The sequence below is a fragment of the Ruegeria sp. CE9 genome, from assembly GCF_056537425.1.
This window is the reverse complement of sequence record NZ_JBQFRO010000002.1, coordinates 448,646-465,143: the sequence shown is the minus strand read 5'-3', so window position 1 is coordinate 465,143 and position 16,498 is coordinate 448,646. Positions and strand designations below refer to the sequence as shown.

The following is a 16,498-nucleotide window of genomic DNA, read 5'->3' as shown; positions in this document are numbered from 1 at the left end:
GGCCCGCCAACCCAAAGCAGACGTTGGAATAAAACCAAACGTCAATCGGTCAGGATCATTTCAGCCTTCCTATTCACCACGTGCCTTTGCGCCGCTGACTTTGGCACCTGACACCTTAGCACCGGATACCTTGGCCCCGCTGACCTTCGCGCCCGAGACCTTGGCCCCGCTCACCTTGGCGCCCGAGACCTTGGCTCCGGACATCATCGGGGCGTCATATTCGAAGTAGACGTCCAGCAGCACGTCTTCGATCTGACCCGCTGCGATATCCATGCGGATGGTGTAATCGGCCTGATCGTAGTTCCAGACGCGGATGTCGTTGGCCATCTGATAGTCCGCTGCCGCGACACCCGAAACCGAGGGGTTCATCGGCGCACGCGCGGCCTGTTGCGTGGTGTCCGGCGCGTCGGCATCATTGCTGGTTTGCAGTTTGAAGCCGTGGGGCATGTTGCCACCCGTGGCGCTCTCGCCTTCGCCATGAACAAGGAAGATCGTGGGCTCGGGCATCTCGTAGTAAGTGCCGTCGTAGGCGAAGCCGTAGATCCGGGCCAGCCGTGCATCGCCTCCGAACTGGTCCCCGATGAAATTATTGACGCCGCGACCCCTCCGGCGGCCATCTTGTTCGATGAACAACTGCTCTGAGTGCCGGTTGGCGACCTGTTGCCAATGGGTGTGTTTGAACTGACGACCCCGACGGATATAGACCAACGAGTCGTGCGGGGCCTTCTTGCGCTTGTCGAATCTGTACTTGTCGCCGTCCTTGACGACCTTGTAGATGCCCGACTTTTCGTTCGCCGCATCCCCGACCTGCACCAGAACGCGATCGTCTTCGCGCACATGCACGCCGTCGATTTTCGTGAATTTCTTACTGAAATCATGGTCTGCGTCGACCTCTTCGGCCAGACGGACCGAACGCTGTTTCAGTTTTAAATCGTTTAACTCTCGCCCAAACAGTAATACCTCGGAAAAACTGAGTAACGACTCAGACATATCGCTTTCTCCCTATCGGGGTTTGACGCTGCCGATTGCCTCGCCTGTCCCGGTTTGCGCATTCAGTGCGCGTTGATTGTCACTCTTATCACCCCGTGCGCACAACCTGCCATAATACTGAGGCGAAAACAAAGACTTTAAGGGTCTTCGACCTCGGGTGACAATGTTCGAACTGACGCTGCGTGGCTTGATCCATCCGGCTTGGTTAACCGAGGTCCCGGCGATGTCAATCCGATGTCTCGCATGCGGAAATTGCCTTCGATGATTTGTCGGAATGCCCCGCCAGTGACCTCGTGATCAACCATGACCAAAGCACGCTCGACGCCAAAGTAACTCAGCATGTCGGGGTCCAGCTTTTCCCACGCATCCGCAAGGTAGGATCCCAGCAGGTCCCGCGCTTCGATCAGGGCAACGCGAAAGCCCTCGGGGTCAGCGGCATAGTGTTCGTCGAACAGGTCCTGCATGATCGCGTTATATTCGTCGGATCCCTCCAGCTCGTCCGATAGCTCTTCCATCTCTGGGTCAATGACATCATGGGCGACCAGCCGTTCGTGGTAGATATCGACCAGTATGTCGAACATCGCCCCGGTCAGCGGTTCCGACAGGGCGTGTTCACTGGACCAGCCATGCGAGAACTCGGACAGGGTCCGGTCATTGGCGGCGATGCGGATTTGTGAGTTCTGCGACAGCTCGGCAAAGCGGCTCAGGCGGTTATAGGTATAAAGGTTGCCGCGCGTGTTTTTCAGCAGCTCATCCACGACCGAGCCGAAATGCAGCGACGCCAGCAGCGCGACCATATCGGCTGCGGATTCATGAAAGCCGTAATATTCGCCGGTCGCATCCTCGTCTGATGGCATGCCGACCACGCTGTAGATGATGGCATGGCCGATCTCATGCGCGACCACGTCAAAGTTCAGGCTGTAGGGGCGGTATTCGTCACCGATATCGCGGGTGCCGCCGGTTTCCAGAAACCCCCACCCGATATGCGCGTTGTCGAGGCTGGGCAGCAGCGATAGCTCAAGCCGCTCAAAGTCACGCGCGAAATGCCAGGGGATCGGACGATTAAAGTAGCCCTCCCACACATCCATGGTGAAATGAGCGGCGCCAAACAGATGGGCGGCTTCAAAGGCCGGATCATCTGGATCGATATGGATGAAATTGCCGAACTCATCCGGCTCGGGCGGTGGCAGGATATAGCCGTCCCAGGCAGGCAGATACATCTCGGGGCCGTCCTCACCCTCGATCATCGCGCCATACGGGGTGGTCTTGTCGACCGGGTACATCGCATACATGCGCGGCCCGGACGGGCCCGGACCGATAGTGCCTTGCGGGGCCGAAATCTCAACCAGTTCAGGCTTTGAATTCGGCTCTAAATAGGGCGATTGCGGGTACAACAGGAACCGCGTACCGGGGGTTTCATTCTCTGAATAGTCGGGCCAGATCGCCAATTTTCCCTCCCGTTATCCACCGGCGCGCAGGCTTGTTGCCAAGCCGGGCATCCGATCAACCGGATCGTGACCGGCGTTGCAAAATATGAACTCGGCTTCGATCAGATTCAGAAACGCCTCGCGCCCTTCCAGGCCAAGCCCGATTGCGTACGAGTCAAGATCATCCGGCACCGCCTGGTCAAGACGTGTTTCAAAATACCAGATCAGAGCCTGCGTTCGGGTCGTAGACCTGTTGGGTGTGTTCCGCCCAGCAAGCTGCGCGGCCTTGCGACCGGCACGCTCGCGCAATGTGCTGTAGTTGCCTGTGTGCCGCAGCTCGGCCAGCAATGCGGCATCCAAACCTTCGGCCAGGGCCGCGATTGCCAGTTCGACGCGGGACCGGTCGGTCAACAGCGCCTCGTATTGCGCCAAGGTCAGGTCGTTTTCTTTCAGCCATTCGATCAGATCAGAATGGCGCGGCAGTCGGGCGTCCAGGCGATGTTCGTTCATCTGCCGCACCACAGCGTCCTTGTCGGGGTCCAGCCCCTGCCGACGGGTCTCGTCCTGCGCCAGCAGGTTCAACGCCGCGCGGTCGCGCAGTTCAGCATAAAGATCAGGGTTCAGCCGCAGCTCATCCACCAATGCCCTCGTCTCTGAATCCTGCGATACGGTTTCGGCATCTACCCGTGCCTGCAGCTCACGCCAGACCAGTGTACGTTCCACCCGGGGCCCAGTGGGCGCATCAGAGCCCGCCGCCAGATATTGCGCCATCTGCGCCAGCATTTCCCGGGCGTCATCGCCCTTGGCGTCAACCTGCCCGCCGGGCAGCCAGTTCTGAAATTCTTCCAGCGCCAAGCCGTTGCCAACTGCCGCAATCACATTATCCCAAACCCGTTCGCGATAGTGCAAGGTCTTGGCAGCGGTCAGCAAAGCCCGCGCTTCCGTGTCAGTTACCACCTTAGCCATCTGCGCCTTAGATAGCGTTGCACGGATCGAAACCATCGGCTCGCTTAGTGGCATAAAGCCCAGCTCTGCCGGGCCGTGCAGCACCGCAACTTCATCGTCATCTGCAATCGCGCCGCTCAGATAATCCTCGAAAACTTGCCCGACGCCAATCATCCCGAAATCGGACAGTTCTGCCGCCCGCAACGCGCCCATGCTGGCGCTGCCAAAGACCGGTATGCCCTGCTCTAGCGCCCACAGGATTTCCTTGTGCCAGACCGAGGGCACGCCGTCGAAATACCCATCAATGATGCCAATTGCCCGCGGCCTGTCACGCACCGCTCTATACACGTCGCCCTGCTGAACAGGCGGCAGAATGGTCGCGTCCAGAAGGCCCCGAACCGTCTCGGCCCGCAGGGTGGGGCCAACGAAGATAACAACGCTCATGCCGATACCGCCCTTGCCCTTGGACCCGCGACATAATCAGGGTCGTCATGCGGCGCCTCCAACCCCGGAATGATCGCGCGGACTACGGCGATGTCGAAGTCCGGCCGGGACAAGTCAACCGTTACCACCTGATCCATTCCGGCGATGGACAGGCAGGATCGCAGCAGATCAAGGTCTTCTTTAAACGACTCGGTCACATGCGACGGACAATCGGTAAAGCGGCCTGTTACCTCAGCGCCGTCAATCAGTTCGCGGATATAGCGGCTGCGCCAAGTGCGGGCCTCGTCCGAAAATTCCTGAGGATCCAGATCATCCCGCGCGCCCGAGATATAGGTCAGCCGTGTCTGCGCCGCTTCGGTCAGCGCGCGCAGCAAGGCGATGGCGCGGTCAGGATGGCAGCCATCACCGATGCCGATATGGCCATTTGCCTCTCCGGACTCGCAGATCACGCAGCGAAAGCTGGCAATACCGATATCCGAAGTCGTGTCCCAGATCCCCAGATCCAGCCCCGCTGCCGAAATCTGCTCCATCGCCTGAAGGCAGCGCGGATCATCCACCGTTTCAGGGTCGACGCGCGGCGTCAGTCCCCGATGATGCCACAACGTAGTCGCATCCCGCTCGATCAGCTCGCAGATCGCATGGCAACTAGCCTCGGTCACGTCGTTGCCCGAAGCTAATCCATTCGTCGTGCGCGGAAACGCCCTCTGACCCGCGACCGGAGAGGTCGTGTAATCGGTATCCACCATCTCATAGGGCACCCAACAGGCCACATCCGTCTGAAGGTCGCGCCCCTGCACCCACAGCATCGCGCCATGCAGATCAAATTGCCCGCCGGTCACGCGGGGCAGGCGGTTCACATCGACCACATGACCCTGTTCCAGATCAGCATGGCTGCACAGCCGCAGCGGCAGCTCGATCCGCTCGGCGTGCCACGACTCGATCGCCTCCATCACGCCCGAGGCCTGGGCCGCACTCAGCGACAAACCCTTGCCCAACGACACCGCAACCGAGCGCGAGTTCGGCCGCGTCACCATCACAGTTGGAAGCCCGATCCGGTCCAGCCCCGTCAGGTTGGCAATCCGGGTGATGCCCATCTGCTTGAGGAAGGGTTTGACGATGGCCAAAGTCTCTTCTGGGTCGCGCAGCCGGTGGGTATCCAGCACATAAGACTTCTGCGAATTCCCGGACATTCAAATGACCTTGCCAAACATATGATAAACACCGCTACCCGCCGCGCGGATTAGATCGGAGTCAAGATGCGGGATGAACGAGAAGGGGTCAACAGCGCAAGCCAAGCGATCCGCACTTGCATGGCCTGCCTCCTGCCGCTAAACGATCTTCCGCGTCGCCTCAATAGCTCAGATGGTAGAGCAGGTCCTTCGTAATTAGCGGGTCCCCGCGAGAATGACTTGCGAAACCAAAGGGTTCGAGGCGCAGGAGTAGAACTAGTAGGGCCATAGTAGGGCCAACGCAGAGAAGAATGCCGCTGTAGCTCAGCTGGTAGAGCACGTCATTCGTAATGATGGGGTCGTAGGTTCAAGTCCTATCAGCGGCACCATTCTTCTCAGAAGATCTCCATATCCGGCAGACCCTTGATAAAGTCGAAAGAGCCGGTCCTTCCCCGCTCCCTGAAGAGAAGAAGAGCCACAAGTGTATGGGTTGCATAGGGGGTATAGATAGTTAAAATTTATGCCAAAGGCGCGGCTTAGCGGGGCGGCAAGCACCACCCCGTTTGCCTATATTGCCCACATTAAAACGGCTCTTTTCGATCCCGTTTGAAGTCGCCGTAGTCCGGTGCTGGATCAACGTCTCCGAGCCATTCCGCGGTGGTGTCGGACCAGGGTATTTCCTGACCGATGTATAACTCGAAGCTCTCCCGACATGCGGTGAGTGGCGGGAAATGATATCGGGTTGAACGCTCAAGAACCGGATCGCCGGATCGCAAGTACCCTTCCACGAACTTTCCATTTTGTGCCGTCCGAAGGTTTGGAAATATCTTCCGCAACTCCCGACCAAACATGGTCCGCTGCACGTACTGTGCGGGTTGGGTTCGACGCAATTCCGAATACATCGCTGCGATGGTGGTCACGCCCGGTCCGTTCCCCGGAGCATCGGGCTGCGGCAGGTAACCAGCATCCAAGATTTGATAGACGTATTTCTCTATCGGTCCCTGTGCTTGGATGATCTGATCAAACAATTCTGGCGTCTTGATCGTCACCCGAGGGTCGGGACCCAGGGAGGTATCACGTCGGAGCAGGTCGTAGAGCATACCCTTGCATTGGTGTGATGTGCCGTCACTGGTGGCAGATCATTTCGCCATTGCCATCTTGGTGAGGCACAAATACTGCTGTGCTGGTCCGGCCACCTGACAAAACACCTGTCGCGTAAATTGGTTTCAGAAATGCGCTCGGTTTGGTAGATGCTCGTGATCAGGAGTATCTGACTGCGATGCTGGCCTCAGACGGGCTGTGGATCGGCGCCATTTCTCGTGGCGACGTGAGCGGAGTTGATCGGGCCGCGCCTCGCCGCCTCGGCAGTCCCGAACGCACAAGGCTCACGAAGATCGGATCAACGCGGTTTCATTCTTCATGTGGCGTCGCAGCAGGGTCTGGATCTGCCTGCCGCGCTTTGGAATCCGACGCGCTGCCACAGGCTGATGATTAGAGGCCATTAGCTCTGGGAAAAGTGCGGCAATCTCAGCACGGGCATCGGGGTGAATACCTTTCAGGGCCTGTTCACCGATATAAAGGCTTTCTGATGGCGCCCCTTCCGCCAACACAATCTCGTGCCGGTCAAACAGAATGTGGTAATAGGTGACGCTTTGCGCCGCCTCTTCGACCGTAATCCCGGGGATGCCGACCAGTTTGTGGGCAGGCACCAGAACTTCTTCGCTGTCAAACATCCGCACCGCGATGGTTGAACGGATCACCATGCGATGTTGGGGCGAAACCAACAGATCACGGCTTGGCAGGTCGCTGCCCAGGCTACCGGCGGCGATCCGGATCGGGCGCAGCTTGGGTTTGTTTGCCAGATCAGCGGCCTCTAATGTTCGCGCACCGATCCATCGAATGCTTTGCGGTCCGTGATCCAAAGTCTGCACTTCGTCACCAACTGCAAGCGTCTCGATTGCGCGCGGGCCCAATGCGGTATCAATCAACGTTCCAGCGCAAAAGCAGGGCACGACGGTGTCAACCGGAATGTCAGGGCCATTGTCGGTCAGTTCGATGATCGTCAATGTCGAGTTTAGTGGGGGGATAGTTCCACCGATAAATCCAAGAAAATAGCCCTGCTCGGCTGAGGAAGTGTTTATCTGGCCGCTGTTGTTGATATCCCAATCCATGATCCCGATTTCATGCGTGTTCCCATCTTCGTCACGAACACGAATGGTGTAATCCCAGTCGAACGCGCGGCCCAGATACGTTTGAGTCGGGTCATTTGGGACTTCGTTGACCTGATCGTCGCCATCGATAACCGTGGGATCGGCACCATCTGTTATGGTGATCTGGCTATATTGTGAGATCTGGAAAGTGGTGTTGACCTGATACAGCTGCGCCTGAAAGTCTGTCATGGTCGAGTCAGAACGAAACGCACCATAAATATTGATTGCCATACTTATTACCCGTTAGACCTGAGTTACCCACAAGCCGAGATGCACAGCTCGGCCAATTTCTGTTTTTTGACCCTATGGATCAAGGTTTTCAAGGCGGTTATTCGATCAAACTATGGGGTTATTGGGGCAAAAGGGCGTTTCAAAGGACGGTATCACCAATACGGTATCCGTGGGGCGTTGCAATTCAGCTTGCCGGACGATTGACGCCACTCTTTGGCAGTGTTGACATTCGTTGAGGCACCAGAGCGATCCAGCCCTGATTGTTAGTACACTAGCTAAACTGCGCATAGAGAGCGCAATGCGCGAAGACATAACCCCATATGGGGTTTCGATGCTCTAGCCACAGCAGCACACACGGCCCGTCCGTCAACGAGGGCATACTGCGTATTTACTATTCTTTAGTTGATCTGCGCTTATTAATCATGGTGCTTACAGTCTTCTTCATGCTGATCTTCGGTCTCAAGCCGGGTTGATCCGATTAGACCGTTGCCCCTTTGCGGCGAATGGCAGTGCCGAGGCTGCCAGCGCAAAGGCCGACTATTACTGCGATCAACAGCGCCATTGTTCCCACATGGGAAAACTGCCAACCGGCAAAAAGCAGGGGCGCGATCAGGCCAACCAACCCGCCCATCAAGGCACCTAGCCAATATTGGCGGGTCATCATGCCCAGTGCCAGACCAAGAATACCGGGCAAGCCCAGTACGTTGCCACCGATGGTTCCAAGTATCTCTAACATATCTGCCCCCACCTTAATCAGAGCTTTTGTTCAAGAACGCGCGGATGTCGTCACCTGATGCGGCTGCGTGCTCTTGCAGAACTTCACCACCCACCTCTTTCGCGATCTCCTGATACGTTTCCAGATAATTTGGCGGTAGGCTATGGGCGATGCCTTGGTGGCAATCGATGCAGGTCATGCCTGTGTCAATCGCACGCTGGTGTTCGTTGGCGGCACGGGTTTCCTGAAGGGTGAAGTCCATATAGTCAAAGTTGTGACAGTTGCGGCACTCGCGGCTGTCGGATTCCTTCATCTTCTTCCACACGGCGGAGGCCATGGCGAGGCGATGATCCTCGTATTTCTCAGGCGTGCTAATCGTGCCCGCCAGTTCGTGATAAACATCCTTCACGGCCATGATCTTGGCCTTGATCTTATGGTTCCACTCGTCCGGGACGTGACAATCCGAACAGATCGCGCGCACGCCCGAATGGTTGTTGTAGTGAATCGTCTCGCGGTATTCACCCAGATTGACTTCCATCGTGTGGCACGAGGTACAGAACTCTTCTGTATTCGTCAGTTCCAGAGTCCAGTGGAACCCACCCCAGAACAGGATGCCTGCCAGGAATCCGGCCAGCAAAGTGAAACCAACGCTGAGGACAGCGATCGGGCTCCAGAACCAGGTCCAGAGGCGTCGGATGAGCCCTTGTTTTTCTTGGGAGTCGGACATGGCGCGCTCTCCTTTTCGACCTGAGTTCAGTTTCCGGAGGAAGGTTGAAACGTGTTGTCGACCAGCGGCAGCGCGTCGGCCTGCGGTACGTGACACTGGTTGCAGAAATACCGTGTGCCTGCGATCTGATCCAACTCGCGCCCTTCGCGGTCCAGATAGTGCGTCATCGACAGCGTCGGCGCGTTGCGTTCACCGGCTTTGGTCCAGTCGTGGCACGATAGGCATTGGTTGGTTCGCAGATCGATCTGGTACTGTTCGATCGAGTGCGGGATCAATGGTGGTTGCTGGCGATAGTTGCGCTGCATGCGACCCTCAATCGTATTGTGAACTTGATCAAGACGAACAGGTTCATCCACCTCGGCACCGCGAAGGCTGGTGACCCCGGCAGATTGCGCAAGGGCCAGGCCACAAAGGAGCAGCGGCGGGATCAGGGCAAGGCCCACTAGGATCGGCTTTTTCATCTTCTCACTCCTTCAAAAAGGTCTTGAGGCGCGCGGCTGTGGCGCGGCGGTTGGTTCCGGTGGCGCGACGGTCAGGGCGTCGAACCGATGGGTGAATTTGAACACGTCTTCGGCGCAGATATCGATGCAGCGGCCGCAATTGGTGCAGTCGGGTGACAGGATCAGCGGCGTGTCATTGCCTTTCAGTGCCGGAGAGATCACGTGGTTTTCCGGGCAGACCGCATAGCAATCCATGCAGTCGTCACAGGCGGTGCGATTGAAGGCGCTGACCCGCAATAGCGCTTTGGGTCCGATCAGTCCATAGAACGCGCCCACGGGGCAGACATGGCCGCACCAACCGTGGCGCGAGACAAACAGGTCGAAAAGAAAGATCGCGGCGATCATCGCCCAGACGAAGCCCATACCAAATATCAGTCCGCGATGCAGCATGGTGATCGGGTTGACCAGTTCCCACGCGATGGCACCGGTCAGGCCAGAGACGATAAGCACCGTGATCATGATCCACAAATGCGTGCCACGTTTGGGTTGCCAGCCTTTTTGCAGGCCCAGCTTGCGGTGCAGCCAATGCGCGCCGTCCGTCACCGGATTAATCGGGCAGACCCACGAGCAATAGACGCGACCGCCGATCAACGCGTAAGCAACCAGAACGATGGCGGCACCGATGGCGGCAGTCAGTTCGGGCCAGTGCCCGGCTATCAGGCTTTGCAAAAAGACAAACGGATCGGTCAAGGGCAGCACACCCAGCGTTAGCGACCCGGCCAGAGTCCCCTGCACGATCCATATCCCGAACCAAGGACCCAGCAGGAACAGCATCAGAAAGAATAGCTGGCTAGCCCGCCGTAGTAGCAGGTACTTGTGGGCACCCAGCCAGCCTTTGGCGGCGATGGCCTCTTGCCCCAGCGGTATGTCTGTGCGGGCGGTCATTGGGTGACCTCCGGAAGCTTAAAGCTGGGCTCAAACCCGCCCGGTGCGACAAGGTTATCGGTGCCCGGTCCCGGTAGGCGATCAGGCAAATCGATGATGCCTTCGACGAGGGGCGCGCCTTTGGCTTCTTTCTCTTCCCAGCCCTTGCGGTAGTGATCTGCGCTGCTGCCACGGGCTAAACGAGCGGGCAAAACCTTAATTGCGGCTTCAGGCAGAACGCAGCTTTTTTCGCACATGCCACAGCCGGTGCAGTGATCGGCGTGAACGGTCGGAATGAAGATCGCGTGACGGCCCGAACGGGCGTTGTGCTCGGCCTCCAGTGTGATTGCGTCATCGATGACGGGGCAGACCCGATAACAGACATCGCACCGCAGGCCGAGGAAGTTCAGGCAGTTTTCCTGATCGACTAGAACGGCCACACCCATCTTGGCGTCGTCTATGTTGTCTAATGCGGGGTCTAGCGCCCCGGTCGGGCAGGCCGCGACGCAGGGGATATCGTCACACATCTCGCAGGGAATATCCCGCGCGATGAAATAGGGCGTGCCGGTGGCCACCGCATCAACACCCAGTTCCGCCAGTTTCAGTGTGTCATAGGGGCATTCCCGGACGCACAGTCCACAACGGATGCAGGCGGACAGGAAGTCTTTTTCAGACAAGGCTCCGGGGGGGCGCAATGCCTCGGCCGGTAACGCCCGCGCATCTCGTGCCAGCCACGCCAGCAAGGACCCGGCCGCCACGCAGCCGCCCGCTGCACGCGCCGAGTCCTGCAGGAACCGGCGCCGCTGCGGCGAGAGAGGAGAGCCAACACGAGACATGGGTTTTACCTTTGCCTTGCCTGCCCCTTACGCGCGCTCGACCTTACAGGCGCATTTCTTGAAGTCTGTCTCTTTCGACAGCGGGCAGGTCGCGTCCAAAGTCAGCTTGTTGGTCAGCTGGCCCTCATCAAACCATGGCATGAAGACCAGACCGCGCGGAACTTTGTTACGGCCGCGGGTTTCGACCCGGCTATTGACCTCACCGCGGCGGGTAGACAGAACGATCTCCTGCCCGCGCCGCAGACCACGCTCGCGCGCATCGTCCGGGTGCATGTAGACAACGGCGGCGGGATAGGCGCGGTGCAGTTCGGGCACGCGGCGGGTCATCGAACCTGAGTGCCAGTGTTCCAGCACGCGACCAGTGCAGAGCCACAGGTTGAATTCCTCATCCGGTTCCTCAGGGGCGGGTTCGTATGGGGCAAAGATGATCTTGGCCTTGCCATCCTTATGGCCATAGAACTTCACATCCGCACCTTCGGGCACGTAAGGATCATAGCCTTCGCGGAAGCGATACAGGGTCTCTTTCTCGTCTACGACCGGCCAGCGCAGGCCGCGTGCCTGGTGGTAGATTTCAAACGGGGCCAGATCGTGTGCATGGCCACGGCCAAACTCGGCATATTCCTCGAACAGACCTTTCTGGACGTAGTAACCAAAGTGCTCGGATTCGTCGTTGTCGAACCCTTCGGCGGTCTCGGACAGCGGGAACTGATCGACGGTGCCGTTGGCGTAAAGCACATCGTACATGGTTTTGCCGCGATGTTCGGGCATGGAGGCCAGCAGCTCCTCGCCCCAGACCTCTTCGACGGTGAAGCGTTTCGAGAATTCCATCAGCTGCCACAGGTCCGATTTCGCCTCACCGGGTGCCTTGACCTGTTGCCGCCAGAACTGGGTGCGACGCTCGGCGTTGCCATAGGCGCCTTCCTTTTCGACCCACATCGCGGTGGGCAGGATCAGGTCGGCGGACAGAGCCGTCACGGTCGGATAGGGGTCGGACACGGTAATGAAGTTTTCCGGGTTGCGGTATCCAGGGTAGCCTTCTTCGTTGATATTCGGGGCCGCCTGCATGTTGTTGTTGCACTGCACCCAATAGGCGTTCAGGTCGCCGTCTTTCAATTTACGATGCTGCAATACGGCGTGGAAGCCGGGCTTGGGCGGGATAGTGCCCGCAGGGATTTTCCACGCGGTCTCACAAATCTCGCGGTGCTTGTCGTTCGCCACGACCATGTCAGCGGGCAGGCGGTGGGCAAATGTGCCAACTTCGCGTGCCGTGCCACAGGCCGAGGGCTGACCTGTCAGAGAGAAGGGTGAGTTTCCGGGTTCCGAGATCTTACCAACCAGCAGGTGCACGTTGTACATCAGCGAGTTCACCCACGATCCGCGCGTGTGCTGGTTGAAGCCCATTGTCCAAAGGCTCATGACCTTGCGGTTCGGGTCGGCATATTGCTGCGCCAGACGCTCAAGCTGGGCCTCTGGGACGCCGGAGAGTTCCGAGGTGTATTCCAGCGTGTATTCCGAAACTGCTTCGGCGTATTCGTCGAACGAAATCTCTTCCAGCTTGCCCGAGTCCGGGTTCGCGGCCTCTTGCTGCAGCGGGTTGGTCTCGCGAAGGCCGTATCCGATATCGGTCGCGGTTTTGGTGATGTTGACGTGATTCCGAACAAAGAATTCATTCACCGCGTTATTTTGGATGATGTAGTTGGCAATGTAGTTCAGGATCGCCAGATCGGTCTGCGGCGCAAATACGATGCCGTTGTCGGCCAGTTCGAACGAGCGGTGTTCGAAGGTCGACAGCACGTGCACTTCACAACCCGGTTTGGTCAGACGCGTATCCGTCAGGCGCGACCACAGGATCGGGTGCATTTCCGCCATGTTAGAGCCCCAAAGCACAAAGGTATCCGCGTGCTCAAGGTCGTCATAGCAGCCCATTGGTTCATCAATGCCAAATGTTCGCATGAAGCCGACAACGGCCGAGGCCATGCAGTGGCGCGCGTTCGGGTCGATATTGTTTGACCGGAAGCCAGCCTTCATCAGCTTGGATGCGGCATAGCCTTCCCAGACAGTCCACTGACCCGAGCCGAACATGCCGACACTTGTCGGGCCTTTCTTGGCCAACGCCTCTTTCCATTTGGCAGCCATGACGTCGAACGCTTCGTCCCATGACACAGGCTCAAACTCGCCGTTCTTGTCATATTCGCCGTTGGTCTTGCGCAGCATCGGTGTCGTCAGGCGGTCCTTGCCGTACATGATCTTGGACAGAAAATAGCCCTTGATGCAGTTCAGCCCGCGGTTCACCGGCGCATCCGGATCACCCTGAGTGGCGACTACGCGCCCGTCTTTGGTGCCGATCAGGACCGAACAGCCGGTGCCGCAAAACCGGCAGGCAGCCTTGTCCCAGCGGATATCAGGGTTGCCGATCTGTGCACCGGCTTGGCCGGTTGCAAGCGGCAGACCAGCTGCCGAGGCGGTCGCAGCAGCGGCAGTTGATTTCAAAAAGGTCCGGCGGGATTCAGAGATGGTCATGACATGGGTCTCCGGCTTTAGATCTGGCGAGAAGCGTTAAGATGCGGACGGGTCTCCGCGAGGTCTTCGAAATGGTGATAAGTCAGGGTCAGAGAGATCACGCCCGGGATCTGGTGCAGATCCATGATCGTCTCGGAGGCCATTTTCTCAGGCGTATCCTCGACCACAACAACAAGGCGCCCATCTTCGGCTGCTGCGTGCACCTCTGCCCCGTCTGTGCGCGCGATCACATCTTGCGCGCTTTGCGTCGTTTCGGGCGTCACATGGACAAGGCAACCACAGATGTTCATAAGGCAACCTGCTGGGTTTGTGATGTTTGGCGTGTGAAGCTGACCGATCCGGCAGGGCAGGCGCTGGCGCAAGCACCGCAGCCGGTGCAGCTATCGGCATCTAGCTGGGGTTCGGCGCGACCGCCGAATTGCAGTTTGAAACGGATCGCGCCCTGATCGCAGACGTCCTGGCAGATACGGCAACTGACGCCGTTCATTGACAGGCACGATGCAGTCACTAAGGCGCGCCATGGCCACTCAGCTACAAGTTCAGGCACTAGTGCACCGGCCGGACAAGCATTGGCGCAATCGCCGCAGAAGGTGCATGGGCCTGCGCTCAGGTCAACAACGGGCCAGCCTTGTGCATCGAAATGGATGATATCCTCGGGGCAGGCATCGCGGCAGTCGTCGCACTGGGTGCACAGATCATAAAGCTCCACCTCCATCGCGCCGGGGGGGCGGATGGCTGATCTGTCCTCACGCAGCATTTTGCCACGCAGGAATGCGCGTCGGCTTGCTAGCTTGTTCATGCGCTTGCGACCTCAGAGTACCCGGCAGGGGTTGGCCTGCCTGACTCGGGTGTTAGCGTAGCACAGGTAACAAGAAATTGATTTATATCATTTCAGCATCGCTTAGTTTTTCAGCACGAACGCTGAATAACGCCAAGAAATCGGGCGATATCAAGATACTGGAGCGTCAGATCATGGATAGGTCAGGCGCGTTTTTCACCAATAGACGTCACGCCCAGAACCGACAGCACTCTGGCTTCGATCTGCTCGGCATTCATGCCCGCCACCGCATACATATCTGCTGGGCTGGACTGATCGATGAAGATATCCGGAAGCACCATCGAGCGGTACTTGAGACCCCGATCAAATACGCCTTCTTCGGCCAGAAGCTGCGCCACATGGCTGCCAAACCCGCCAATCGCGCCTTCCTCGATTGTGATCAGTGCCTCGTGATTCTCAGCCAGATCAAGGATCAGGTCACGATCCAACGGCTTAGCAAAGCGGGCATCGGCGATGGTCGGGGTGATCCCGCGCGCCGATAAAGCCTCGGCCGCCTTTTGAACCTCGGCCAGTCTTGTACCAAAGGATAGCAGCGCCACACGTGAACCGGCTTGAATCAGGCAGCCCTTGCCGATTTCCAGCACCTCGCCCCGCTCGGGCAGATCGACTCCAGCGCCCTCGCCACGCGGATAGCGGAACGCAATGGGGCCATCATCATGCGCGACCGCGGTTGCAACCATGTGCATCAATTCGGCCTCATCCGCCGCGGCCATCACGACCATGCCCGGCAGGTTGGCCAGATAAGCGATATCGAAAGACCCTGCATGGGTGGCCCCGTCCGCCCCGACCAGCCCCGCACGGTCGATCGCAAAACGGACCGGTAGCCGTTGGATGGCCACATCATGCACCACCTGGTCATAGCCGCGTTGCAGGAAGGTCGAATAAATCGCACAGAACGGCTTCATCCCCCCTGCAGCCAAGGCGGCCGAAAAAGTTACGCCATGCTGCTCGGCAATTGCCACGTCAAAGCACCGCGAGGGGTAGCGTTCAGCAAACAGGTTTAACCCGGTGCCATCCGGCATCGCAGCAGTCACCGCGACGATCTTGTCATCCCGGGCTGCTTCTTCGACCAAAGTCTTGCCGAAGACCGACGTATAAGACGGCGCGTTAGAGGGTGCCTTTTTCTGCTCGCCCGTCACCACATCGAACTTGGCGGTCGCATGGCCCTTGTCGCGGGCTTGCTCGGCAGGAGCGTACCCTTTGCCCTTCTTGGTCAGCACATGGATCAGTATCGGGCCGGTTGCCTTTGCCTTGACCGTGCGTAGAACCGGCAGCAACTGATCCAGATCATGCCCGTCGATGGGACCAAGATAAGAAAAGCCCAACTCTTCAAAAAGCGTTCCGCCCATGGCCATGCCTTTCAGCATGTCCTTGGCGCGCTTGGCGCCTTCACGAAAGGGTTCCGGCAGCAGCGACACCGCACCTTTGGCTGCGGCTTTCAGATCATGAAACGGCTCTTCCGCATAGATGCGCGACAGATAGTTGGACAAAGCGCCAACCGGCGGCGCAATGCTCATCTCATTGTCGTTCAGGATTACGATCAGGCGCTTTTTCAGGTGGCCTGCGTTGTTCATCGCCTCAAAAGCCATGCCCGCAGACATCGAGCCATCGCCAATCACTGCAATCGCATCGCCCAGCCCTTCGGGCGTCACACCGCCCAGATCGCGGGCTACGGCAAAGCCCAATGCCGCACTGATCGACGTGCTGGAATGGGCTGCGCCAAATGGGTCATAGGGGCTTTCGCTGCGTTTGGTAAATCCGCTTAATCCGTCCTTCATGCGCAAGGTGCGGATTCGGTCGCGGCGTTCGGTCAGGATTTTGTGCGGATAACACTGGTGGCCTACGTCCCAGACGATCTTGTCGCGCGGTGTGTCAAATACCGCATGAAGCGCTGTGGTTAGTTCAACCACACCCAAGCCTGCGCCCAGATGTCCACCTGTGACGGACACGGCCGAGATCGTCTCGGCGCGCAATTCATGTGCGATCTGATGCAGTTGCGCGTCCGAGAACTGTTTGAGGTCCGCAGGGCGGTTCACAAGATCCAGCAGAGGCGTATTCGGACGGTCAGACATTCGGCGTTCC

At 58.4% G+C, this 16,498-nt stretch carries 15 protein-coding genes and 1 tRNA gene; 1 reads left to right on the top strand and 15 read right to left on the bottom strand.

Going from position 1 to position 16,498, the window contains the following annotated elements; genetic code table 11:
• Positions 1-69: 69 nt before the first annotated feature.
• From ACR0B3_RS06940 to ACR0B3_RS06925, 4 genes are all read right to left on the bottom strand, one after another.
• Positions 70-990: a pentapeptide repeat-containing protein gene (locus tag ACR0B3_RS06940; RefSeq protein ID WP_480808414.1), complete on the bottom strand. Its 921-nt coding sequence runs from the start codon at positions 988-990 to the stop codon at positions 70-72.
• A gap of 137 nt (positions 991-1,127) precedes the next feature.
• A complete protein-coding gene (locus tag ACR0B3_RS06935) occupies positions 1,128-2,438 on the bottom strand; it encodes a gluzincin family metallopeptidase (RefSeq protein WP_480808413.1) in 1,311 nt (436 codons plus the stop codon).
• A 12-nt stretch (positions 2,439-2,450) separates the two neighbouring features.
• Complete coding sequence (locus ACR0B3_RS06930; protein ID WP_480808412.1) at positions 2,451-3,806, bottom strand: TfuA-like protein; 1,356 nt, start codon at positions 3,804-3,806, stop codon at positions 2,451-2,453.
• Positions 3,803-4,996, bottom strand: a complete 1,194-nt coding sequence (locus ACR0B3_RS06925; protein WP_480808411.1) for a YcaO-like family protein — start codon at positions 4,994-4,996, stop codon at positions 3,803-3,805. Before ACR0B3_RS06925 ends, ACR0B3_RS06930 begins: the two co-directional genes overlap by 4 nt.
• 292 nt (positions 4,997-5,288) lie before the next feature.
• Here ACR0B3_RS06925 and ACR0B3_RS06920 point away from each other — a divergent pair.
• A tRNA-Thr gene (locus tag ACR0B3_RS06920) sits at positions 5,289-5,364 on the top strand.
• Between the two features lie 192 nt (positions 5,365-5,556).
• On the opposite strand, the gene ACR0B3_RS06915 is transcribed toward ACR0B3_RS06920, so the two are convergent.
• The 11 genes from ACR0B3_RS06915 to dxs form a co-directional block, all read right to left on the bottom strand.
• The gene (locus ACR0B3_RS06915) at positions 5,557-6,024 is read right to left on the bottom strand and encodes a hypothetical protein (protein WP_480808410.1); all 468 of its coding nucleotides are present in this window, start codon (positions 6,022-6,024) and stop codon (positions 5,557-5,559) included.
• Between the two features lie 336 nt (positions 6,025-6,360).
• On the bottom strand, positions 6,361-7,416 hold the full coding sequence (locus tag ACR0B3_RS06910) for a Hint domain-containing protein (RefSeq protein ID WP_480808409.1): 1,056 nt from the start codon (positions 7,414-7,416) through the stop codon (positions 6,361-6,363).
• A 478-nt stretch (positions 7,417-7,894) separates the two neighbouring features.
• Positions 7,895-8,152, bottom strand: a complete 258-nt coding sequence (locus tag ACR0B3_RS06905) for a hypothetical protein (RefSeq protein WP_170684545.1) — start codon at positions 8,150-8,152, stop codon at positions 7,895-7,897.
• Positions 8,153-8,165: 13 nt separating this feature from the next.
• Positions 8,166-8,858 carry a NapC/NirT family cytochrome c gene (locus tag ACR0B3_RS06900; RefSeq protein WP_170761008.1) on the bottom strand — a complete coding sequence of 231 codons (693 nt, stop codon included), beginning with the start codon at positions 8,856-8,858 and terminating at the stop codon, positions 8,166-8,168.
• Positions 8,859-8,884: 26 nt separating this feature from the next.
• Positions 8,885-9,319, bottom strand: a complete 435-nt coding sequence (locus ACR0B3_RS06895; RefSeq protein WP_170761010.1) for a nitrate reductase cytochrome c-type subunit — start codon at positions 9,317-9,319, stop codon at positions 8,885-8,887.
• Between the two features lie 12 nt (positions 9,320-9,331).
• The gene (napH, locus tag ACR0B3_RS06890) at positions 9,332-10,243 is read right to left on the bottom strand and encodes a quinol dehydrogenase ferredoxin subunit NapH (protein ID WP_480808408.1); all 912 of its coding nucleotides are present in this window, start codon (positions 10,241-10,243) and stop codon (positions 9,332-9,334) included.
• A complete protein-coding gene (gene napG / locus ACR0B3_RS06885) occupies positions 10,240-11,058 on the bottom strand; it encodes a ferredoxin-type protein NapG (protein WP_480808407.1) in 819 nt (272 codons plus the stop codon). Before napG ends, napH begins: the two co-directional genes overlap by 4 nt.
• Positions 11,059-11,085: 27 nt before the next feature.
• On the bottom strand, positions 11,086-13,578 hold the full coding sequence (gene napA, locus ACR0B3_RS06880; RefSeq protein WP_480808406.1) for a nitrate reductase catalytic subunit NapA: 2,493 nt from the start codon (positions 13,576-13,578) through the stop codon (positions 11,086-11,088).
• A 17-nt stretch (positions 13,579-13,595) separates the two neighbouring features.
• Positions 13,596-13,868 (bottom strand): chaperone NapD, encoded by a 273-nt coding sequence (locus tag ACR0B3_RS06875; RefSeq protein WP_480808405.1) that lies wholly within the window; start codon positions 13,866-13,868, stop codon positions 13,596-13,598.
• Entirely contained in the window at positions 13,865-14,377 is a 513-nt protein-coding gene (gene napF / locus ACR0B3_RS06870) for a ferredoxin-type protein NapF (RefSeq protein ID WP_480808404.1), read from the bottom strand. The genes ACR0B3_RS06875 and napF overlap by 4 nt, the downstream gene beginning before the upstream one ends.
• A gap of 182 nt (positions 14,378-14,559) precedes the next feature.
• Positions 14,560-16,488, bottom strand: a complete 1,929-nt coding sequence (gene dxs / locus ACR0B3_RS06865; RefSeq protein ID WP_480808403.1) for a 1-deoxy-D-xylulose-5-phosphate synthase — start codon at positions 16,486-16,488, stop codon at positions 14,560-14,562.
• Between the last annotated feature and the right edge of the window lie 10 nt (positions 16,489-16,498).